This is a genomic window from Paenibacillus silviterrae, from assembly GCF_030167925.1.
In the GTDB taxonomy this organism is placed as follows: domain Bacteria; phylum Bacillota; class Bacilli; order Paenibacillales; family NBRC-103111; genus Paenibacillus_G; species Paenibacillus_G silviterrae.
The window spans coordinates 4,521,597-4,542,043 of record NZ_JASKUT010000001.1 but is presented as its reverse complement, the minus strand read 5'-3'; the positions used below and the strand labels follow the sequence as shown (position 1 = coordinate 4,542,043).

Genomic DNA, 20,447 nt, shown 5'->3' with positions numbered 1-20,447 from the left:
AATTCATGCCTTTGACAGCATGCACTTAGCGGATAAGGGCTGGCCTAACGGACAAGCCTACTATCCTCCTGATGATAACGGTCAGGCTCCGGCTCCACCTACTTGTTCGTTCAGCGGGCAACTCTAAGGCGAGTTCAGATCTCCTCCACGACTGTTTCGCACCAACCAACAGCTCTCTTAACGCTTGGGAAACCTTACTATTCCTCTTCAACGTATTTTCATATTATTACGTATTGTATAACACGCGAGCCATAATATCAAGCATCTCCTTAGAAAAACAAAAAAGGCACGGCCCGAAAGAGACCGTACCTTATGTAAACACCTATTACTTCTTGATCCAGTGCATCAGTTCACGCAGCTGGGAACCGACTTGCTCGATCGGATGCTCGGATTCCAGACGGCGAGTCGCAGTAAGGAACGCACGGCCGGATTGGTTCTCCAAGATGAAGTCGCGAGCGAATTTACCTTGTTGGATGTCGGAAAGAACTTCCTTCATAGCCTTCTTCGTTTCTTCTGTAATGATGCGAGGACCTGTTACATAGTCACCGTACTCAGCTGTGTTGGAGATGGAGTGTCTCATTGTTGCGAGACCGCCCTCATACATCAGGTCAACGATCAGCTTCAGCTCGTGCAAGCACTCGAAGTAAGCCATCTCAGGAGCATAGCCTGCTTCAACCAATGTTTCGAAGCCTGCTTTAACCAGTGCGGAAGCACCGCCGCAAAGAACCGCTTGCTCACCGAACAGATCGGTTTCTGTCTCTTCACGGAACGTTGTTTCGATAACGCCCGCACGAGTACAGCCGATACCCTTCGCATAAGCCAAACCGATAGCTTTAGCTTGTCCGTCAGCATCTTGGTGGATCGCAATCAGACCAGGTACGCCGAAGCCTTCAACATATACACGGCGAACCATGTGGCCTGGGGACTTAGGAGCTACCAGCAATACGTTCTTGTCCGAAGACGGGTTGATTTGACCGAAGTGAACGTTGAAGCCGTGGGAGAACAGGATCGTTGCGCCTTGCTTCAGGTTCGGTTCGATTTCGTTCTTATATACCGACGCTTGGGTTTCGTCCGGCATCAGGATTTGCACCACATCAGCCAGCTTCGTAGCTTCCGCTACGCTGAATACTTCGAAACCGTCGTTTTTCGCTTGCTCAAAGGAACGGCCTTGACGAAGACCGATAACTACTTTCAGACCGCTGTCACGCAGGTTTTGCGCTTGTGCGTGGCCTTGGCTTCCGTAGCCGATAATTGCGATGGTTTTGCCCTTCAGTACGTTTAAGTCAGCATCCTTCTCATAAAACAATGTTACAGCCATGGTATTATAGCTCCTCCTTTAATTTAGAACCCTGTATGCGGGTGTTCAGCCGGACAACACGGACTAGAGTCGCCGCGTCGCGTTAAAGCGTTATCCGCTTGAACCCCCGCACACAGGAACCATTTTACTACACTTTGCCTTCAGTTGAAATGTTTATTTCGCAGACATGCCGCGAACCATTGCCGTTACGCCTGTACGGGACAGCTCCCGAATGCCGTAAGGCTTCAGCAGCTCGACCATCGCATCGATTTTCTCGGAGTCCCCTACGACCTGAACGATCAGCGAGGACGGTCCGATATCGACAACAGCCGCGCGGAAGGTTTCGACGACGCCCAGGATCTCCGGACGTGCCGCCGGCTCTGCAGTAACCTTGATCAAGGCAAGCTCGCGGGCCACCATCGGATTGGCGCTAAGGTCAACGACCTTGATTACGTCGATCAGCTTATACAGCTGCTTCGAGATTTGCTCCAGCGTCTGGTCATCGCCCGTAGTGACGATAACCATCCGGGAGAGTCCTTGCTCTTCGGATTCTCCCACCGTAATGCTCTCGATATTGAAGCCGCGGCGTCCGAACAAGCCGGATACGCGCTGCAGAACGCCGGGCTGGTTGTTCACTAATACGGAAATGGTATGTTTGCGAATCATTCCGAGTCCCCCAATATCATTTGGTCTATCGTCGAGCCTTGTGTAACCATCGGATACACGTTCTCTCCCTTGCGGACGACGAATTCCACGAGTACCGGTCCATCGGTGTTCATTGCTTCCTGCCAAGCGGCTCTAGCTTCGTCCTTGTTGGTTGCGCGAAGTCCTTTCACGCCGTAAGCCTCTGCGAGCTTCACGAAGTCCGGGCTGCCGGCCAGGTCAATGTGGCTGTAGCGGTTGTCATAAATGATCTCCTGCCACTGGCGAACCATACCGAGCACCTGGTTGTTGATTACCACGATCTTCACCGGAATCTTGTTGATGGCGCAGATAGCCAGCTCCTGCGAACACATCTGCATCCCGCCGTCACCGTTGACCGATACGACCATACGGTCCGGATTTGCAACCTGTGCGCCGATCGCGGACGGGAAGCCGAAGCCCATGGTGCCCAAGCCGCCGGAGGTGATCCAGGAGCGAGGGTTGTTGAACTTGTAGTACTGCGCCGTCCACATCTGATGCTGGCCTACGTCCGTCGTAACGATCGCATCGCCGTTCGTTGTCTCATGAATCATCTCGATCACGTATTGCGGCTTCAGCTCCGTATCGGAATCCACATACGTCAGCGGGTTGTTCTTCTTCGTCTCGAGCACCCACTCAATCCATTTCTCGGATTTCGCCGGCTTCGCCCTCTGGTTCGCCTGCTGCAGCACTTCCTTGATATCGCCGACAACCGGGATCGAGGTTTCGACAATCTTGCCTACCTCAGCCGGGTCAATATCGATATGAACGATCTTCGCATGAGGCGCAAAGCCGTTCACCTTCATCGTCACGCGATCGTCGAAGCGCGCGCCGATCCCGATGAGCAGGTCGCACTTCTGCAGCGCATGGTTCGCCGTGTACGTTCCGTGCATTCCCGGCATCCCCATCCACAGCTCATTCGCGCTAGGGAAGCCGCCCAAGCCGAGCAATGTCGTCGTTACCGGAATGCGTGTCTTCTCCACGAACTCGATAAGCTCCTTCGCCGCATCTGCATACACCACGCCGCCGCCGGCCAGAATGACCGGACGCTCCGCTGCGGCAATGGCCTCCAGCATCTTGTCGACCTGCAGCTTGTTCGGCTGCACCGTCGGCTTATAACCGCGAATGTCTACCTTCTCCGGGTAGTAGAATTCCATTTGCGCATTGGATACATCCTTCGGAATATCGACCAATACCGGACCTTTACGTCCTGTCGACGCAATGTGGAACGCCTCTTTCATGATACGTGGCAGGTCCTTCACGTCGCGCACCAGGTAGCTGTGCTTCGTAATCGGCATCGTGATGCCGGTAATGTCCGCCTCCTGGAAGGCATCCGTTCCGATCACCGTCGTAGCTACGTTTCCTGTGATAACAACCAACGGCACCGAATCCATGTAAGCCGTAGCGATCCCCGTAACGAGGTTGGTCGCTCCCGGACCGGATGTGGCGATACATACGCCGACCTTTCCTGTGGAACGGGCATAGCCGTCCGCCGCGTGAATCGCGCCCTGCTCGTGACGAGTCAGCAAGTGGTTAAAATCCGGATTGCCGTGCATTGCATCATAAATATATAAAACCGCCCCGCCCGGATATCCGAAGACGCAATCAACATCCTCCAGCAATAAGCTACGCAGCAACGCTTCCGACCCTGTTACGACATCCGGCTTCAGCAGCTCCTGACGCAGCTGCTCCTTCGACTTCTGTGTGGTTTGAACGATCATCTTCTTTCTCCTCCTCTTCAAAAAATAAAAACCAAAAAACCCCTCTCATCCCGACGCGCATAAACGCATCTGCCGGGACGAAAGGGGTTCGAATCCTCCGTGGTACCACCCATGGTTTGCCATCTGTCTCACAACAAATAGCCTTAGCAGGTAAAGTGCCGCAATGTAGTGGCGCTTCTCTTTACCTTAGGCACGGTAACGTGTGCCAGTCCGATTCTCCCTAGTCGCTTTTGCTGCGAGAGCAGCAACACTTTCAGGAAAACAGCTCGGAGGCGACTTCGCAAATAAGGGATTAAGGCGACGGTTTCAGCAGGTCCGCTGCTCTCTGAACATAAGAGCCCTTATTACTTTTTCCTCTTCACAGCTATTGTCAGCAGTTGTACTTTTTTAGCTATTATATGCTTATTCGGAGGTTTAGTCAATACCGACGTTGCAAGTCCCCGGGTCCTGGAGCCAAAGTCCTTCCAGCGTCGAACAAAAAAAGATCGCAATCCGCCGAAGCCGGCGTACTGCGATCTTTTCTATACAAACGCGTCTTACGCGTTTACTTTTTCCTTCGCTGCAGTAGCCAGTTGGTTGAACGAGTTGATGTCGTTAACCGCCAGGTCAGCCAGCATCTTACGGTTTACTTCGATGCCAGCCAGCTTCAGGCCGTGCATCAGCTTGCTGTAGGACAGACCGTTTTGGCGAGCAGCCGCGTTGATACGAACGATCCACAATTTGCGGAAGTCACGCTTCTTCTGACGGCGGTCACGGTATGCGTACATCAAGGACTTCATTACTTGTTCTTTAGCTGTTTTAAATAATCTATGTTTGGAACCGAAATAACCTTTTGCAAGCTTCAGGATTTTCTTACGACGACGTGTGCGGATAAAGCCGCCTTTCACTCTTGCCATGTGAAATCTACCTCCAGATAGTTAATGTTTAAGTATATATACGGGTCAATCAGAACGTGCGAAAATTACTTAAGCAGGGAAATTTGCTGCTTCAGACGCTTTACATCGCCTTCAGCCATTACCGGGTTTGTGCCGAGCACGCGCTTTTGACGAGCGGATTTACCGGACAGCAGGTGGTTTTTGTATGCTTTGTAGCGTTTTACTTTACCGGTACCTGTGATTTTCAGACGGTCTTTCAAGCTGCTGTGAGTTTTCATTTTTGGCATTTGGGTTTTCCTCCTTAAGAGATGTGATTTATTGCGGTTTCGGCGACAAAATCATGATCATGCTACGGCCCTCGAGCTTCGGCTTCCGTTCAATCACGGACAGCTCCTCTACCTCCGTTGCCATGCGCTCCAGCTGGCGTTGTCCGATCTCGGCGTGGGCAATTTCCCGGCCGCGGAAACGAACCGACAGCTTCACTTTGTCTCCATCGTTCAAAAATTTCACGACGTTGCGCAGCTTCGTTTGAAAATCGTGTTCATCGATCGTTGCGCTCAGGCGAACTTCTTTCATTTCGACGACCTTCTGGTTCTTACGGGCTTCCTTATCTTTCTTCTGCATCTCGTAGCGGTACTTCCCGTAATCCATGATTCGGCAGACTGGCGGCTTCGCCGTTGGAGCTACGTTAACCAAATCCATATTCGCATCCAGCGCCAATTGCATCGCTTCACGAATCGGCTTGATACCTAACTGCTCGCCGTCCGAACCGATCAAACGAACTTCCTTCGCCCGAATTTCATCGTTAATCATGTGCTCTGTACTAATAACCTGCCACCTCCAAAGGATTGTACAAAAAAGGACGTAGGCGTAAATCGCCCACGTCCGTTTGGTTTCAAGTGAATGATAGAGCTGCACATACAGCTTATCTCCAATAAGGTCACTCAAGATCATGAACCAGCCAACCTAGGTCGGTCAGGTGAGAAGCGGGCGCTTCTACTTTTTCGCACTAAAACAGTATATCACTTACAATTGCCCAAGTCAACTAGTACTAGCTTGCCTGCTTGCTCTGCATATCCTCGAGGCGAATGACCCGGGTATGCTGCGTATGGCTCCACTGCTTGTTGTTTTGTGTGAAGAACGCATAAAACGTAATAGGCCACCAAGACAACAGGAAGATCGGATACGTGATGATGTACAGGTAAGACTTCAGCGGAGCCTTCTCAATCATCATCGCAAGCGGGAACTGCGCATACGTTGCGACTGTAAACAGCGCGAATGCGGCCGGCATGAACGCATAAAGCGATGTGAAGGTCGGTACGCCGGGAAGCAGCTGGTCAATCCAAAGGACGATGGTCAGGATCGAGCCGATGAACAGGTTATATACGTTCGCCGCATAGACGGCGGAGTCGATCTTCGCCCAGTTGCCTTCCTTGATTCCCTGCCACAGCAGCGGGAAGAAGTAGCGGCGGGCTACGTCGAAGTGGCCCTGCATCCAGCGCAGACGCTGGCGGGCGGAAGCCTTGAAGGTCAGCGGCTTCTCGTCGTACACTCTCGCATCGTAGTTAAAAATCGGATTCACACCGCGCTGCACGCAGCGCATGGTAAACTCCAGGTCTTCGACGAGGCTCGTTGCGCCCCAGCCCATTTCCTTCAGCAGGTTGGTATCGAAGCACATCCCTGTGCCTCCAAGGAAGTTCGCAAGGCCCAGGTTCGTCCGAGGCAGCTGCCACAAGCGGTTGCAGTACCAGTAAGTGGTTGCATATGCGGCCGTAATCCAAGAGTCGTGCGGGTTCTTCGTATCCAGGTAGGCTTGAATGACCTTGGAGCCGTTGCACAGATCGTCGTTCATGTGCGTCAGATAATCCGGGCTCACGAGGTTATCGGCATCGAACATGACGATCGCATCATACTGGCGCTCCATCTTCCAGAGCTCCTTGAGCATCCATTCGATAGCGTAGCCTTTGCCGCGCAGCTTCGGATTGCTGCGTTCCATGGCGTATACGCCGTGGTCCCTTGCAATTTGCGCCGTTCCGTCCGTGCAGTTGTCACAAATGACGAATATATCGTAAAGCTCCTTCGGGTAATCCAGTGTTTTCAGGTTCTCAATCAGGGCTCCAACCACTTGCTCCTCATTGTGAGCGGCTACCAGCACGGCAAATGACTTTTGCGGCGCATGGCGCTGTTTATTCTTGCGGCGGTACCAACCGAAAAACGTCAGCAACAGCTGATAGGCTCCAATGACAGCTAAGACGATCTGGATGCCTAACAGAATACTGTCCAGCATTACAAACATCCCCCTTTTTTGTACGTACCCTTTTTACTCGCTTGTATTTGCGTCTCTCTCTAAATGCCTCGAATCCATCATCGTGTAAGACTATTCGTTGGATTGAATTGGTTTTTCGCGGGTCGCCGAATATGATTTTCCTCTCTTTACGCTCTTTTGTCAAACACCCTTGAACCGCTAATGAGGGTCGATTCTGTAGTTCTGGCGAAAAAGCATGAGGTTTCCGGTCAGACGCTTCGCCAACCAACCTTTTACCTCTTATTTTCATCGTTTTTCAATCATTTTATAAGCGGGTGTTCGAAAAAAATCCATAATTGCCCCTCGCCTCCGAGACTACATCCATGTAGCTCTCGTACAAGCGGCTGAAGATGTGCTCCCAGGATTGGCCAAGGCTGTAGCTTCGGCCCTCTCTTGCCAGCTCCAAGCGATAGAGCGGATCGGAATACAACACCTGCATCGCCCGTGTAAATGCTTCCGGCTCTCCCGGCGGACATAACAGTCCCGTGCGGCCGTGCTCGATGTTGTCCTTCACTCCGCCTGCCGCGGCCCCGATCACTGCCGTTCCCGAAGCCATTGCCTCCAGCACCACATTGCCGAAGGTCTCGGTTGCCGACGGAAAGACGAAGGCATCCGCCGCCGCGTACAGCTCACTTAACTCCTTGCCCATCTTAAATCCGGTAAACGTAACGTCCTTGCGGTCCGCATACTGCTCCTGGAGCGGCTTGAGCAGAGGGCCGTCACCTGCAATGATCAAATGCGAGCGGGTACGTATGTCATCGCATAAACCGTCGAAAGCAGCTAGCAAAACGTCGATGCTTTTCTCCGGGGCCAACCTTCCAACATATAACAAGACGAAATGACTCGGATCAATGTTGCATTCGGCGAGAACCTTTCGGCGATCCACGAACGGATGGAATAGGTTCACCTCCACACCGCGCGACCATATTTCCAGATTATGCAGACCCTTGTCCAAAAGATGCTCCTGGGTTGATCTGGAAGGCACATAAATTTTTCGACATTCTTGATGAAACCACAGCATATATCGCCAAAGCATGGGCTCCATCCACTGCAGCTTATAATAGGATAAATATTGATCGAAATGAGTATGGTAGGAGGCTACGAGGGGAATGTGATTTCTCTTGGCATAGAACAAGCCCAAGAGTCCTAGGTTAAAGGGAGTGGCTACATGAATGAGATCGGGTGCAAAAGCCTTCAATGTCCTTCTTAGATTGATCGGGCTTAGAATGGCCATTCTGCACTCCGGATACAATAGAAAGGGAATACTGTAAAACCTTTCCACTGTTTGTCGGTCCGTATTCTCGGGAGACTGGCTTTGCGGTGCGAATACCTTGCACTCCACTCCGCGCGATTCCAAATAGTCCACCCATCGCCCAAGCGTTTTCGCCACACCGTTAATATCCGGCAGGAACGTGTCTGTGAAGATGGCTACTCTCATAATAACCTCCTCAAGGGAATTTGAAACGGGACAGCCCCAAATACGTATCGTATCAGGATCATCTTACCAAGTGAGTGTTAACCGAGAGTTATGGCTATGTGAAAAATGCCGGAGCTTCAGATTTGATATCCGGATGATACTGCGTTAACAATCGGCTGATATGATGAAATAAGCAACGAAGATATCCATTACAAGGAGGGCTTAAGCCTTGAGCAGAATGGTTACTTGGCTGCAGGCTCGCGAGCGCCGTATGTTCTGCTGGGTGAACCAGCGGATGCAGCACGGCATCCTAGACCGCTTGTTCGGCACGCTGACCCATTTGGGCGGTGCTACGGCCTCCATCATGATCGCGCTCTGCTTCGCCATATTCGCCCAGGGCAGCTGGAGGCTGGCGGGAATTCAGAGCTGCATCGCCCTGGCGGCAAGCCATATCCCCGTCGCCATCATGAAGAGGAAATATCCGCGGCTTCGTCCTTATCTTGTTCTACCCGATACGAATACCTGCAAGAACCCGCTAACCGACCACTCCTTCCCTTCGGGGCATACCACGGCCGTATTTTCGGTCGCGCTTCCCTTCATGTTCTTAAGTCCTTGGGCCGCAACCGCCCTGCTTCCCTTGGCTTCCCTGGTTGGGCTATCGCGCATTTATCTGGGACTGCACTATCCTTCGGACTGTATGGCGGGGGCATTCATCGGCACCGTAACCGCGCTGGGAACCGTTGCATTTTTCGGGTAAAAGCAGTAATGTTAAAATGGTGTAAATTCCACTCGGTACAAGGTATGGTGAGACGCACATGCGGAAAAAGAGGGTTCTGTTATTATCCGAAGGCTTCGGTGCCGGCCACACTCAGGCCGCACACGCGCTTTCCGTTCGCCTGCGCCAGCAATCACCCGAGGTTCAGACCCGCGTACTGGAGCTAGGCTCATTCCTTCATCCTACGATCGCTCCATGGATCTTCACCGCCTACAGGAAAACCGTCACAACCCAGCCCAAGCTTTACGGTATGGTGTATCGTTCCCAATATAAAAAATCGCTCAACCGCTTCACGCAGCTGGCATTGCACCGAATTTTCTACGCACAAACAGCGGAGATCATTCATCAGCTGCAGCCGGATACGATCGTCTGTACGCATCCGTTTCCGAATGTGGTGATCTCACGGCTTAAGCGCTTCGGTTTGAATATTCCGTTATGTACCGTCATTACGGACTATGATGCCCACGGTACCTGGGTGAGCCCTGAAGTGAATAAATACCTCGTGTCGACCCCCGCTGTAAAGGAAAAGCTGCTCAGCCGAGGCGTACCGGAGGAATCCATCGAGGTCACGGGCATTCCCGTTCACCCGAATTTTCTCGAGCAGAACAACCGGGAGGAGCTTCGGGTTCGTTTCCGGCTGAAGCCGATGCCTACGGTGCTTGTCATGGGCGGCGGCTGGGGTCTGGTGAAGGACGAGGATTTCCTGCCTTACTTGACCAGGTGGAGAAACCGGATCCAGCTGATCATCTGCCTAGGCAGTAATGAGAAGGCTCTTGATACGATGTCGGAGGACCCACGTTTTCAGCACGACAATATTCGACTCCTCGGCTTTACGAATGAAATCGATAAATGGATGGATGTATCCGATCTGCTCATTACGAAGCCTGGCGGAATGACCTGCACGGAAGGACTGGCCAAAGGAATTCCGATGCTTTTCTACAAACCGATTCCCGGTCAGGAAGAAGAAAACCTGCAGTACTTCACTCAGCACGGATTCGGACAGCAGATCACCTCTGCCGAAACGATCGATCATTGGTTCGAGTTGCTGCTCATGCGGTATCCCGAGCTGCTTCAGCGCAGAGCTATGCTGACCGAGCGCCAAAGCAAGCCTCAAGTCAAGGACTGCTCTCAGGCCATTATGGAAATGCTGACCATGCAAAAAACCTTCGTGTAGGACTCTGTTACCAGGTCCTGCTCGAAGGTTTTTACTATTACTCGGTGTCGGTGTCGGTCTCTTCCGGCTTCGGTTCATTCATCATGGATTGTTTTACCGCCTGCAGATGCTCGGCAAGCGCCTGCTCACCGATCACTACCTCGACACGATGAATCGGCATGCCTCTCTCGTGAAACTTTGTCTCATATTCCGTCATTATGAGATCCGTACGCGCTCCTTCGGCATGAAGGTCAAGAGAAATGTTCCGCATCCGAAGTCCCATATCGGCGAAGGAATTCAAAGAGAATTCGAATAAAGACCTTGAATCTGTTTTAAAATGAATCTCGCCGCGCGCATTCAGCATCGTCATGTATTTCGTCACGAAAGCATGATGGGTCAGCCTCCGGCGGGCATGCCGCTTCTTCGGCCAAGGATCACTAAAGTTCAGATACACTCGTTCCAGTTCACCCGGGGCAAACATATTCTCAATGGTCTCGATGTTAAACCGAGCCAGCTTCAGATTGGACAAATCCCCGCCATGCTCCTCACGGGACTGAGCCGCCTTCTCCGAAGCCCGGCGGACAAGCTCATCGTACATGTCTACGCCTATGTAATTAATTTGCGGATTGAGCGCGCTCAGCTGGCTGATGAAACGTCCCTTGCCCATGCCGAGCTCCACATGAATCGGACGTTCATTGCCGAACACCTCGGCCCATCGCCCTTTATATTGTGCCGCATCGAGTACGACCAGCTCCGGCTGTGCCTCGAGCGCTTCTATAATTCCTTTTCTCCCGCGTAACCGCATGTCTTGCAGCCTCCTTCTGTACAAAGGGATTATACCCTTAATTCAGGAGAAATAAAAGACCGGTTAACCGCCATGGAGCGGCAGTTAACCGGACTTTCCCATTACGCTTCGATCAGCTGGTAGTGCAGCTTATCCGATTCCGGCAGCAGAAGCTGCTCCATCTGGGAGCGAAGCTTACGCTTCGCTTCAGCAAGCAGACCCGGCTGCTCATGAAATCGTACGCCGCTGGCTAACGCCATCGCTTCCTTGAGAGAAAGCTCGATGGTCAGCTTTTCGTTCCCTTGGGGGATCCTCATGCCATTCATCCCCTTCCGAAAGGTTAGCGGTTGTTAGTATTGAAGTCGCGGTCCCGGTTACGGCTGCGCATACCAGCCAAGCCCAGCAGACCCAGAAGACCCAACCAACCCCAACCCGTTCTGTTGTTGGTGGTTGTTGCCGCTGTTGTGCGGTAGGTACCCGTATTGTAGTTGCCGGTATGCCCATAGCCTGTGCTAGTAGTATCATTGGCGGCTCTATGAGTGCTCATGCGATCCATCATATTATCGCTGTAATTGCGCACAGTGTGGCCCATGTTAGCGATCCCTGCGCCAATGCCTGTGCCTGTTGTACCGGCACCTGTTGTACCGGTCGTACCGGTAGTTCCCGTAGTTGTACCGGTAGTACCAGTAGTTCCTGTAGCTGTACCGGTAGTACCAGTTGTTCCGGTAGTAGTACCGGTGGTTCCGGTAGTACCATAGGTACCGGTGGTAGTACCTACATTACCGTAGTCGCCCGTAGTCATTCCTGCACCGTAGGTACCGGAAGAAGTGCTGGTCGTATGCGTTCCATTCGTGGAAGTACCAGCGGCTCCTGTTCCGGAAGTTTCAGCAAACGCCTGTCCGCCAAAGCCCAAAGAAGCAGTCAAAGCCAACGCCAGAACGGTCTTGTTAAACTTGTTCATCGATTGTCTTCTCCCTTCAAAAGTGCTTGATTTGTTGTTGCAAACATAGCATGGACTCGGAAGCAGGTTCTTATCCTGTGGAAGATACAGGGGCATGTGAAGCTCTGGGAATGGTTCGCAATTCGGGCGCGGATTCGGTACAATAGAGGCGGATACATTAATGAAGGAAACTTTGTTCGAGGAGAGGAACGCATCATGAAGCCGGAAGCAACGACGTCTCCCCGGTTATGGGGGGACAAGCGTTTTCATACATGGAATTATGAAATGAGGCAGCAGTTCGGCACGAAGGTATTCAAAGTCATGCTCGATGCCGGATTTACTTGTCCGAACCGGGACGGTAATATCGCCATCGGAGGCTGCACGTTCTGCAGCGCACGAGGGTCGGGGGATTTTGCCGGCAGCCGCAGGGATGACCTGGTAACACAGTTCAACAACATCCGGGACCTTCAGCACAAAAAATGGCCGGAAGCCAAATATATAGGATATTTTCAAGCCTATACCAACACGTATGCTCCGGTGGAGGAGCTGCGGGAGTACTATGAAGTGATTTTGCAGCAGCCGGGTGTGGTGGGACTTTCCATTGCGACTCGCCCGGATTGCTTGCCGGATGACGTGGTGGAATATTTAGCCGAGCTGAACCAGCGCACCTATTTATGGGTAGAGCTGGGACTTCAGACGATTCACGAAAGCACCTCAGAGCTGATCAATCGCGCACATGACACCGACTGTTACCTGGATGCGGTAAGAAGATTACGCAAGCATGGCATTCGGGTATGTTCCCATATTATTTACGGACTTCCGCAAGAAAGCCATGAAATGATGCTGGAGACTGGGCGAGCTGTAGCCAAAATGGATGTGCAAGGAATCAAAATCCATCTTCTCCACCTGATGCGCAAAACGCCTATGGTCAAGCAATATGAAGCCGGACTGCTGCGGTTTCTGGAAAAGGATGAGTATGTAAAGCTGGTTGTCGACACTTTGGAGATTCTGCCTCCGGACATGATCGTACACCGGCTTACCGGGGATGCTCCCAGAGATTTATTGATCGGACCGATGTGGAGTCTGAAAAAATGGGAAGTGCTGAACGCGTTCGATCACGAGCTGCGAAGCCGCGATACTTGGCAGGGAAAGCTTTACCGGCCTTAGAGGGTTCATTTCTGCGGTAAGGGAGCCGATATATTGGGTAGCTTCATTTCCCAGGATACAGACATCTACTGATTGAGGAATAGAGGGGATAGCCCATGAGAAAAAATGTAACTTGGTATGCGGGGATTGTGCTCGGCACAGCGGTGCTGGCCTTGGCCGCATGCGGCGAGAAGGCGCCGGAGCCGGCCAAGCCGGCGGTGACTGCGCCCGCGGTAGGCGAGCTGGCGACGCCCCCGAAGGCGGAGTCCGGCGCTAGCACGCCGGGCGGCGCGGTGAGCCCGGGGGCGGCGGCGAGCGCCAATGCGGGCGTGGATGCAGGCGCTGGCGGAGCCGGCGGCAGCGCGGCAAGCGGCGGGCCGGCGGCAGCACCCACGGCGCCGGCTCAATCGCCGGTGGCCGCGGTGCCGCCGCCGACGCAGCCGACGCCAAAGCCGGCCGCGCAGCCGGTGCAAGAGCCGGCGAAGGCGGCGTCGGAGCCCGCCAAGGCGAGCGAGCCGGCCACGACAGCGCCGAGCGAGCCGCTGACGCCGCCGAAGGCGACGGCGGAGCCGGCGGGAGTACCCGGCGAGACGGTAAGCGCAGGCACAGGTCAAGGAGAGCTGCATGACGTCCCGCGGGCGGGCGCTGGGAAGTAACGTAAGCGCTCGGAACCTATGGCAGAAGTAATTAGCGGACTTTCAGCATCTTATTCCTTACACTTGCTCCTATTTCGCACGAATAACGGATTTTCACGGACTTATTTTGCTTATATTATCTGATTTCCCTTTACCTTCAAAGTTCGTTATTTCCTCTGAATCTTATATACGGAAGGACTAGAGACATCGTGGGCTTCGTATCCATTCTTAGCTTTGCCCATCAACTGATCGAGGTGCGTGTGCAGCCGGGCGAAATCGTCATCGACGCTACCGCAGGGAACGGAGTCGACACCGTCTTCCTGTCCCGCCTGGCCGGTTCCGCAGGCGTCGTGCACGCCTTCGACATTCAATCCCAGGCGCTGGAGCAAACCGCTCGGCGCCTCGCAGCAGAACAGCCGGACAGCGATGTCCGGCTGCACTTATGCAGCCACGCGGAGCTGCTTGAGCGCGTGCCGCAAGAGCAGCACGGCAAGGTAGCCGCGGTCATGTACAACCTCGGCTACCTGCCGGGACAGGACCATGCCGTCATAACTACGGCCTCCTCCACCCTTCCTGCGCTTGATGCCTCCGCTCAGCTGCTTCGCCGCGGCGGGGTCATCACGATCGTGCTGTACACGGGTCATCCGGGCGGCATGGAGGAGGCAGAGGCGGTCGAGGCTTGGGCTGCGGCGCTTCCTCAGAAGGAATTTCAAGTGCTGCAATACCGTTTTCTTAACCAAAAAAATCACCCTCCCTATGTCATCGCTATAGAAAAGAGATAGCTAGATAAGCTATAATCCAGATAGCATCAAGGGTTCTTTTACCAAATAGAGAAAGCAGGGAGCAGAGAGTTGAAACCATATCCTTTACAATTCAAGCCGGAATTTAAAGAACGTGTCTGGGGCGGCCGGGCTTTGGAGCAATTCGGATTCGACCTGCCGGAAGGCCATATCGGCGAAGGCTGGATGATCGGAGACCATCCGAACGGAACCACCTCTGTCATGAACGGCGAGCTTGCCGGCCTCGGTCTGGACCAAATCCGCGAGCAATATGGCGAGGCTTTCTTCGGAAGCAAGGGCTTCTCCAAGAAGAACGGACGCTTTCCGCTGCTGATTAAGCTGCTGGATTGCAATGACGATTTGTCGGTGCAGGTGCACCCGAATGACGATTATGAGCGACTCCAGACGGGCGAGCTGGGCAAAACCGAAATGTGGTATATTCTGGATGCCAAGCCGGGCGCAAAGATCATTTACGGCCTGAAGGACGGCGTGACCCGCGAATCGCTTGCGCAGGCGATCGAGGAGAATCGCATCATGGACTGCCTGAATGAAATTTCAGTCGCTGCCGGAGACTCCTTCTATATTCCGGCGGGTACGGTTCATGCTCTGGGTGCAGGTGTTTTGGTCGCCGAGATCCAGCAGAACTCCGACACAACCTATCGTGTGTACGACTATAACCGTCTAGGCCTGGACGGCAAGCCCCGTGAGCTGCACGTGGAGGACTCGCTTAATGTAACGGCCTATGAGGGCTCCGGAGCTACTTATATGAAGACGGACTTGTCCCAGGACAACAGCTGGCTGACCTTGGCGGACACGCCATTCTTCGTTACGGAGAAAGGGCATGTGGAGGGCTCCTGGAGCCTGCAGACGACACCCGAGAGCTTCCTGATTCATATCATTTGCGACGGTACGGGAGCGATCCGTTGGGACGGCGGCGAAGTGTCCGTCAATCCGGGCGACTGTTATCTGATCCCCGCCAACCTGGGTGATTACACGCTGCAGGGAAGCATGACCGTACTCCGCAGCTACTTACCGTAAACCACAACGCAAAAACACCGTACCTGGCGCTGAGCTGCAGCGTTTTCCAGGTACGGTGTTTTTATTATACTACTGCTGCATCTGCATCCATCGCGTAGGCTTGGGCTTTTGCCGCCCCGTCCGGCGGGAAATAAGCAATGAGCAGCTGCGGCTTGCCCGGCTCTAGCTCACCCGAGGATAAATAGCGCGCAAGATCGAATGGCACAACCTCCACCATGACATGCTTGTGAAGGTCCTTCTCGCTGATCCGCAGCTCAGCGAAACCGCCTGCCGCCTGTTCCGGATGCTCCGCCAGCAGCCGCATGTAAGCTAACTGCTGTGCCTTGTCGAGAGTGAAATCCCACCAGATTTTCCGCGGCTTGTACTTGTGATTCTGGAAGTAATCGAGCTTCATGAGCCCTTCAACCACATCCATTCGCTCCGTTCCCCGATCCTGCAGGAACGCGAGCAATCGCGTGAAAAGATCCTCCAGCTGATGCCCGATCTTCTGCCAGCCCTGCGCTTCCCAATAATCCCCGAACTCTTGAAAGAAATCGAAGGGCGAAGCAAATTCCCGCGTGATCAAATACTCCACCGTATGATCCATCCGGTGCGCATTCCAATACTTCTCCAGCACATCCTCCACCCGCTTGATTCTTACCAGATCCGAGAAAGGAAGGATGTCGTTACCCAAAATTTCGTAGGGCGCATGGTCCATATAAATGTAGCCGTATTTCTCCGCATCATGCCTCATGCCGGTACCGCGAAGCATCTTCAGAAAGCCGAGCTGCAGCTCCTCCGGCCGCAAAGCGAATACGTCGTTGAACGTTTTGCGGAAGCTGTAGTAATCCTCCTCCGGCAGTCCGGCAATAAGGTCCAAATGCTGATCGATCTTGCCGCTTTCCTTCACCTTCATGACCGTCCGTGTCAATTTGGAGAAGTTTTGTCTTCGCTTCACCAGGCTGTTGGTGAGATCATTCGTCGACTGCACGCCGATTTCGAAGCGGAACACTCCTGGAGGCGCATTTTCAGCCAAGTAGTCCAGCACCTCGGGGCGCATAATATCCGCCGTAATCTCGAACTGGAACACGCAGCCGCGATGGTTCCGGATCAGGAATTCGAAAATTTCCATCGCATAGTCACGCTTGATATTGAAGGTGCGATCAACGAACTTAATCAGCTTCGCTCCGGAGTCGATCAAATACAGAAGATCGCTCTTCGTCCGTTCCATGTCGAAATACCGCACACCCACTTCTATAGAAGAAAGGCAAAATTGACAGCTGAACGGACAGCCTCGGCTCGTCTCGAAGTACACGACACGGCTTGCCAGGCTAGGCACGTCCTCGGCAAATCGATGAGGCGACGGAATGTCATCCAGCTGAAGCTTCGGCCGCGGTGCGTTCAGCACGACACTGCCATCCTTCTTGCTCCGGTAAGCAAGCCCGAAGACGCTGTAGTACGCCTTGTCTCCTTGGAGCTCCGTGAGCAGGTGGTGGAAGGTTTCCTCCCCCTCCCCCATTACAATGAAATCCACCTCGGGCAGACGGTTCATCCAATAGTCCGTATCGTACGAAACCTCCGGCCCGCCGAGTACGATCGTTACGTTCGGCATAATTTTGCGAAGCATTCCGATCACGACGATGGTCTCTTCAATGTTCCAGATATAACAGGAGAAGCCGATCACATCCGGCTTTCGTTGGTAAAGGTCCGATACGATGTTCATGGCCGGGTCCTTGATCGTATACTCGGCGATAGCAATGCTCGGGAAGTCCTTCTCGGCAAACGATTTCAAATAGCGAAGCGCGAGCGACATATGAATATATTTGGCGTTTAACGTGGATAGAACGATGTTCATAAGGGTATGCAATTCCTTTATATCAAGTGGATTTATCCCTCAATTCTACACGGAAACCTGCACGATTACAAAAAAAGAAAATGGAATCCGAAGTTCGATCCCATTTTCCCATCTACCATGTATAAGTGGTTTGCGTTCCGTCGATCTCGGGAGTTAGTGCGGATAGCGTAAAAGCGTCCTGCCCTTCTTCCGTCCATACATTCGCTTGCGACTGCAGCTGTTCCTCGACCTGCTCTTTCTGTGTCAGAAGCTCCTCGACGTTCCCTTCGGTCCGGCCGATCGTCTCCTTCAGCTGATTGCGCTGCTCCAATCGTTTCGCCATTTGGTACAGTATCATTATCGTACATCCTTTCGTTTGTTTTATCCTGTCCCCTATCTTACACGCTAAATATGAAGACAAGATTAGAGGAATATAAACGTACCGTTAAAAATTCCCCGATACATACTGTATTCAGATTTGGATATAGTTTTACCGATATTTGTGAAAAATATGTGTTTGTTCGAATGATCTACTTTGGAAAGTCGGCATGTGTTAGCCCGTTTCGGCTTGAAGGGGTCGCTGTGGTATAGTAATAGGTAGGCTTGCTATCCACGGGCAGAAGTGTAATGGATGATGCTTGACGCCGATGACGCGCCGTGAACGTCCTTTCGGATGGGGCCGGCGGGCTCGAGCCACGATTCCTTATTACACGCTAACCGGCCTGTTGAAGCAGCTTTTATCCAAATGAACGACTATCGGGTAAGAAACGGAGCGTATCCTTGATGAATAAAGTAATGCCACATGGTAGGAATAATGGAGCCTCACGACCGCTCCCCTCGCTTGGGACGGCAGAGGACGTGAAGGCGGGCGACCGGAATGTCGTCACCATTAAGCGGATCGGCATTAACGGAGAAGGCGTCGGCTATTACAAGCGCAGGCCGCGTTCATTGACGGCGCTTTGCCTGAAGAAGTGGTGAAGGCTACCGTCACCAAGGTGGAGCCCAGCTTCCTCACAGCCAAGCTGGTCGACATTGAGAAAAAGTCGCCGGATCGGGTCAAGCCGCCCTGCCCTGTCTATGAGAGCTGCGGCGGCTGCCAGCTGCAGCATATGTCCTATCCCGCCCAGCTGCGGGCCCGAAGTCGTCGTCGTGGACCCGCCGCGCACCGGGTGCGAGCGTCCGCTGCTCGACGCCGTGATCACGGTTAGGCCTGAGCGGCTCGTGTACGTATCGTGTAACCCGTCTACGCTGGCGAAGGACTGCAAGGTGCTGCTGGACGGCGGCTTCCGCCTTGAGTGGATTCAGCCGGTGGATATGTTTCCGCAGACGAGCCATGTGGTTTGTTGTTCATTAATCAGTTGAAGCAGGAGGTCCTTCATAATGTATAAAAATACAAGAAGCCATACGAAAGCCAGCCGTTCCAATACAAGTCACTATACTGTTAAAGAACCGTCGGAGCTGCTGGCTTTTTTATTGCATAAACTATCCAAGCTAGGCCGCAATTCTGTTAAGTCCATATTAGCCCGCGGACAAGTATCGGTTAACGACAAGGTCGTGACGGAATACAATTATCAACTTGAACCCGGTCAAACGATTACTATTCGAAAGGATAAGGTTATTGAAGAGCCGCTGCTCACCGGGTTAACCATCTTGCATGAGGACGAGGACATCATTGTCATTCACAAGAATGCCGGTTTGCTATCGATTGCTTCTCCCCAAGAAAATGAAATGACAGCCTTTCGGCAGCTGATGACTCATGTTCGAAGTAAAGAACCTGGCGGCAGGATTTTTGTTGTTCACCGCCTGGACCGAGATACTTCCGGCGTGATGATGTTCGCCAAAAGCGAGAGGGTTCAGCAATTAATGCAGAACTCCTGGCAGGATTCCGTGAAAGAGCGTACATATGTGGCATTGGTTGAAGGTGCGGTAAAGAAACCGGAAGGCACAATTTCTTCTTGGTTAAAAGAAAGCAGCACGCTGAAAATGTACTCCAGTCCTCACCCGAATGACGGTCAACACGCTGTGACTCATTACAAAATCATTCAGTCCAATAGAAACTTCACCTTACTGGAGGTCCATCTCGAAACCGGACGAAAAAATCAAATACGAGTCCACATGCAAGACATAGGACATCCCATTGTAGGCGATAAAAAATACGGTTCGAAGTCAAATGCAATTAACCGACTTGGACTCCACGCTCGAGTGTTAGCTTTTATACATCCTATTAAAGGTGACCTTTTGCGTTTTGAAACGGACATTCCCAAATCATTTCTGAACCCTTTTCGACCGTCATCCGGCTAAATCAATGTCCAACTATGGTTTGGGCGTACATGTTTCCTCCACATGCGTCACATGTGGAGTGCTGTTCCTTGCTCACTAGAAAGTAGCATATTTTGAAAGGAGAAATTAACATGACAAAGAGTGATATTAGCAATAGTAAGGAGTTATTGCCGGAACAACGTGAAGAACTACTCCAAACGCTAAAAGCCCGTTATGAGAAACACATGAATCGCCATCAAGGTCTTGAATGGGCAAACCTACAAGCAAAGCTCGAAGCGCATCCTGAAAAACTGTGGTCACTCTATGAAATGGAGAGAACCGGCGGTGAACCGGATGTTATTGGTCATGACGCGAAGACGGACGAATATATTTTTTACGATTGTTCCGCGGAAAGCCCTAAAGGGCGCAGAAGTATTTGTTACGACCGTGAAGCGCTGGAGTCAAGGAAGGAACATAAACCGCAAAATAATGCGATCGATATGGCAGCTGCTATGGGCATCGAGCTTTTAACAGAAGAACAATACCGTGAGTTGCAGAAACTTGGAAATTTCGATTTGAAAACTTCAAGCTGGGTGACAACACCCGCTAATATTAGAAAACTCGGCGGGGCCATCTTTTGTGATCGTCGCTACGACACGGTCTTCGTATACCACAACGGAGCTGAATCCTACTATGCTGCTAGAGGGTTCCGCGGCTCGCTAAGGGTCTAAAATTGGGGCGAGGAGCCTACCCCGCAGGTTTCGGATGAAACAGGCAGTGGGATGGTTCTGCATTTGCCTAATACGGTTGAGCTCAAGCATGGATATGC

At 52.5% G+C, this 20,447-nt stretch carries 23 protein-coding genes and 2 other annotated features (1 of these 25 only partly in view); of the genes, 10 read left to right on the top strand and 13 right to left on the bottom strand.

Going from position 1 to position 20,447, the window contains the following annotated elements:
• Window positions 1–220, bottom strand: a binding site (T-box leader) (it extends 42 nt beyond the left edge of the window).
• A 105-nt stretch (window positions 221–325) separates the two neighbouring features.
• The 8 genes from ilvC to QMO62_RS21010 all read right to left on the bottom strand — a co-directional run bounded on the left by ilvC (window position 326) and on the right by QMO62_RS21010 (window position 8,317).
• Window positions 326–1,318 (bottom strand): ketol-acid reductoisomerase, encoded by a 993-nt coding sequence (gene ilvC, locus QMO62_RS21045; RefSeq protein ID WP_284643964.1) that lies wholly within the window; start codon window positions 1,316–1,318, stop codon window positions 326–328.
• Window positions 1,319–1,471: 153 nt separating this feature from the next.
• Window positions 1,472–1,963, bottom strand: coding sequence for an acetolactate synthase small subunit (gene ilvN, locus QMO62_RS21040; protein WP_284643963.1), 492 nt, complete (start codon window positions 1,961–1,963; stop codon window positions 1,472–1,474).
• Window positions 1,960–3,699, bottom strand: coding sequence for a biosynthetic-type acetolactate synthase large subunit (ilvB, locus tag QMO62_RS21035; RefSeq protein WP_284643961.1), 1,740 nt, complete (start codon window positions 3,697–3,699; stop codon window positions 1,960–1,962). The genes ilvN and ilvB overlap by 4 nt, the downstream gene beginning before the upstream one ends.
• Window positions 3,700–4,235: 536 nt before the next feature.
• Window positions 4,236–4,595, bottom strand: coding sequence for a 50S ribosomal protein L20 (gene rplT / locus QMO62_RS21030; RefSeq protein ID WP_284643959.1), 360 nt, complete (start codon window positions 4,593–4,595; stop codon window positions 4,236–4,238).
• A gap of 65 nt (window positions 4,596–4,660) precedes the next feature.
• On the bottom strand, window positions 4,661–4,861 hold the full coding sequence (gene rpmI, locus QMO62_RS21025) for a 50S ribosomal protein L35 (protein ID WP_284643956.1): 201 nt from the start codon (window positions 4,859–4,861) through the stop codon (window positions 4,661–4,663).
• A 28-nt stretch (window positions 4,862–4,889) separates the two neighbouring features.
• On the bottom strand, window positions 4,890–5,387 hold the full coding sequence (infC, locus tag QMO62_RS21020) for a translation initiation factor IF-3 (RefSeq protein ID WP_284643954.1): 498 nt from the start codon (window positions 5,385–5,387) through the stop codon (window positions 4,890–4,892).
• A gap of 35 nt (window positions 5,388–5,422) precedes the next feature.
• Window positions 5,423–5,582: a sequence feature (ribosomal protein L20 leader region), on the bottom strand.
• 43 nt (window positions 5,583–5,625) lie between these two features.
• Window positions 5,626–6,861 carry a glycosyltransferase family 2 protein gene (locus QMO62_RS21015; protein ID WP_284643953.1) on the bottom strand — a complete coding sequence of 412 codons (1,236 nt, stop codon included), beginning with the start codon at window positions 6,859–6,861 and terminating at the stop codon, window positions 5,626–5,628.
• A gap of 283 nt (window positions 6,862–7,144) precedes the next feature.
• Window positions 7,145–8,317 carry a glycosyltransferase family 4 protein gene (locus tag QMO62_RS21010; protein WP_284643950.1) on the bottom strand — a complete coding sequence of 391 codons (1,173 nt, stop codon included), beginning with the start codon at window positions 8,315–8,317 and terminating at the stop codon, window positions 7,145–7,147.
• Between the two features lie 208 nt (window positions 8,318–8,525).
• Here QMO62_RS21010 and QMO62_RS21005 point away from each other — a divergent pair, with 208 nt between their 5' ends.
• Entirely contained in the window at window positions 8,526–9,053 is a 528-nt protein-coding gene (locus tag QMO62_RS21005; RefSeq protein ID WP_284643949.1) for a phosphatase PAP2 family protein, read from the top strand.
• Window positions 9,054–9,111: 58 nt separating this feature from the next.
• Window positions 9,112–10,245, top strand: a complete 1,134-nt coding sequence (locus tag QMO62_RS21000) for an MGDG synthase family glycosyltransferase (protein ID WP_284643948.1) — start codon at window positions 9,112–9,114, stop codon at window positions 10,243–10,245.
• A 37-nt stretch (window positions 10,246–10,282) separates the two neighbouring features.
• On the opposite strand, the gene trmB is transcribed toward QMO62_RS21000, so the two are convergent.
• The 3 genes from trmB to QMO62_RS20985 form a co-directional block, all read right to left on the bottom strand.
• Window positions 10,283–11,029, bottom strand: a complete 747-nt coding sequence (gene trmB, locus QMO62_RS20995) for a tRNA (guanosine(46)-N7)-methyltransferase TrmB (RefSeq protein ID WP_284643947.1) — start codon at window positions 11,027–11,029, stop codon at window positions 10,283–10,285.
• 101 nt (window positions 11,030–11,130) lie between these two features.
• A complete protein-coding gene (locus QMO62_RS20990; protein ID WP_284643945.1) occupies window positions 11,131–11,325 on the bottom strand; it encodes a hypothetical protein in 195 nt (64 codons plus the stop codon).
• 23 nt (window positions 11,326–11,348) lie between these two features.
• A complete protein-coding gene (locus tag QMO62_RS20985) occupies window positions 11,349–11,969 on the bottom strand; it encodes a WGxxGxxG-CTERM domain-containing protein (protein WP_284643943.1) in 621 nt (206 codons plus the stop codon).
• Between the two features lie 195 nt (window positions 11,970–12,164).
• Between QMO62_RS20985 and mnmL the strand changes: the two genes are divergently transcribed.
• The 4 genes from mnmL (at window position 12,165) to QMO62_RS20965 (ending at window position 15,546) form a co-directional block, all read left to right on the top strand.
• Window positions 12,165–13,115, top strand: a complete 951-nt coding sequence (gene mnmL / locus QMO62_RS20980) for a tRNA modification radical SAM protein MnmL/YtqA (RefSeq protein ID WP_284643941.1) — start codon at window positions 12,165–12,167, stop codon at window positions 13,113–13,115.
• 446 nt (window positions 13,116–13,561) lie between these two features.
• Entirely contained in the window at window positions 13,562–13,750 is a 189-nt protein-coding gene (locus QMO62_RS20975; protein WP_284643939.1) for a hypothetical protein, read from the top strand.
• Between the two features lie 188 nt (window positions 13,751–13,938).
• Window positions 13,939–14,511: a tRNA 5-(aminomethyl)-2-thiouridylate-methyltransferase MnmM gene (gene mnmM / locus QMO62_RS20970; protein ID WP_284643937.1), complete on the top strand. Its 573-nt coding sequence runs from the start codon at window positions 13,939–13,941 to the stop codon at window positions 14,509–14,511.
• A 69-nt stretch (window positions 14,512–14,580) separates the two neighbouring features.
• Window positions 14,581–15,546 carry a type I phosphomannose isomerase catalytic subunit gene (locus QMO62_RS20965; protein WP_284643935.1) on the top strand — a complete coding sequence of 322 codons (966 nt, stop codon included), beginning with the start codon at window positions 14,581–14,583 and terminating at the stop codon, window positions 15,544–15,546.
• A gap of 64 nt (window positions 15,547–15,610) precedes the next feature.
• On the opposite strand, the gene QMO62_RS20960 is transcribed toward QMO62_RS20965, so the two are convergent.
• Window positions 15,611–17,380, bottom strand: coding sequence for a B12-binding domain-containing radical SAM protein (locus QMO62_RS20960; RefSeq protein WP_284643933.1), 1,770 nt, complete (start codon window positions 17,378–17,380; stop codon window positions 15,611–15,613).
• A gap of 112 nt (window positions 17,381–17,492) precedes the next feature.
• Complete coding sequence (locus tag QMO62_RS20955) at window positions 17,493–17,717, bottom strand: hypothetical protein (RefSeq protein ID WP_284643931.1); 225 nt, start codon at window positions 17,715–17,717, stop codon at window positions 17,493–17,495.
• A 425-nt stretch (window positions 17,718–18,142) separates the two neighbouring features.
• Here QMO62_RS20955 and QMO62_RS33270 point away from each other — a divergent pair, with 425 nt between their 5' ends.
• From QMO62_RS33270 to QMO62_RS20940, 4 genes are all read left to right on the top strand, one after another.
• Entirely contained in the window at window positions 18,143–18,337 is a 195-nt protein-coding gene (locus QMO62_RS33270) for a hypothetical protein (RefSeq protein ID WP_348651713.1), read from the top strand.
• A gap of 54 nt (window positions 18,338–18,391) precedes the next feature.
• Window positions 18,392–18,721, top strand: coding sequence for a hypothetical protein (locus tag QMO62_RS33265; protein WP_348651712.1), 330 nt, complete (start codon window positions 18,392–18,394; stop codon window positions 18,719–18,721).
• Window positions 18,722–18,739: 18 nt separating this feature from the next.
• Complete coding sequence (locus QMO62_RS20945) at window positions 18,740–19,660, top strand: RluA family pseudouridine synthase (RefSeq protein WP_284643929.1); 921 nt, start codon at window positions 18,740–18,742, stop codon at window positions 19,658–19,660.
• 110 nt (window positions 19,661–19,770) lie between these two features.
• A complete protein-coding gene (locus QMO62_RS20940) occupies window positions 19,771–20,349 on the top strand; it encodes a DUF4256 domain-containing protein (protein WP_284643927.1) in 579 nt (192 codons plus the stop codon).
• Window positions 20,350–20,447: the final 98 nt, after the last annotated feature.

Bases quoted from the DNA above. Each gene is read 5' to 3' on its own strand.
- rplT (WP_284643959.1), bottom strand. From the start codon at position 4,595: ATGGCAAGAGTGAAAGGCGGCTTTATCCGCACACGTCGTCGTAAGAAA.
- QMO62_RS21000 (WP_284643948.1), top strand. From the start codon at position 9,112: ATGCGGAAAAAGAGGGTTCTGTTATTATCCGAAGGCTTCGGTGCCGGC.
- infC (WP_284643954.1), bottom strand. From the start codon at position 5,387: ATGATTAACGATGAAATTCGGGCGAAGGAAGTTCGTTTGATCGGTTCG.
- ilvC (WP_284643964.1), bottom strand. From the start codon at position 1,318: ATGGCTGTAACATTGTTTTATGAGAAGGATGCTGACTTAAACGTACTG.
- trmB (WP_284643947.1), bottom strand. From the start codon at position 11,029: ATGCGGTTACGCGGGAGAAAAGGAATTATAGAAGCGCTCGAGGCACAG.
- QMO62_RS20960 (WP_284643933.1), bottom strand. From the start codon at position 17,380: ATGAACATCGTTCTATCCACGTTAAACGCCAAATATATTCATATGTCG.
- QMO62_RS20985 (WP_284643943.1), bottom strand. From the start codon at position 11,969: ATGAACAAGTTTAACAAGACCGTTCTGGCGTTGGCTTTGACTGCTTCT.
- QMO62_RS20990 (WP_284643945.1), bottom strand. From the start codon at position 11,325: ATGAGGATCCCCCAAGGGAACGAAAAGCTGACCATCGAGCTTTCTCTC.
- rpmI (WP_284643956.1), bottom strand. From the start codon at position 4,861: ATGCCAAAAATGAAAACTCACAGCAGCTTGAAAGACCGTCTGAAAATC.
- QMO62_RS20955 (WP_284643931.1), bottom strand. From the start codon at position 17,717: ATGATACTGTACCAAATGGCGAAACGATTGGAGCAGCGCAATCAGCTG.
- QMO62_RS21010 (WP_284643950.1), bottom strand. From the start codon at position 8,317: ATGAGAGTAGCCATCTTCACAGACACGTTCCTGCCGGATATTAACGGT.
- QMO62_RS33270 (WP_348651713.1), top strand. From the start codon at position 18,143: ATGAATAAAGTAATGCCACATGGTAGGAATAATGGAGCCTCACGACCG.
- QMO62_RS20945 (WP_284643929.1), top strand. From the start codon at position 18,740: ATGTATAAAAATACAAGAAGCCATACGAAAGCCAGCCGTTCCAATACA.
- ilvN (WP_284643963.1), bottom strand. From the start codon at position 1,963: ATGATTCGCAAACATACCATTTCCGTATTAGTGAACAACCAGCCCGGC.
- QMO62_RS21015 (WP_284643953.1), bottom strand. From the start codon at position 6,861: ATGCTGGACAGTATTCTGTTAGGCATCCAGATCGTCTTAGCTGTCATT.
- QMO62_RS20940 (WP_284643927.1), top strand. From the start codon at position 19,771: ATGACAAAGAGTGATATTAGCAATAGTAAGGAGTTATTGCCGGAACAA.
- mnmL (WP_284643941.1), top strand. From the start codon at position 12,165: ATGAAGCCGGAAGCAACGACGTCTCCCCGGTTATGGGGGGACAAGCGT.
- ilvB (WP_284643961.1), bottom strand. From the start codon at position 3,699: ATGATCGTTCAAACCACACAGAAGTCGAAGGAGCAGCTGCGTCAGGAG.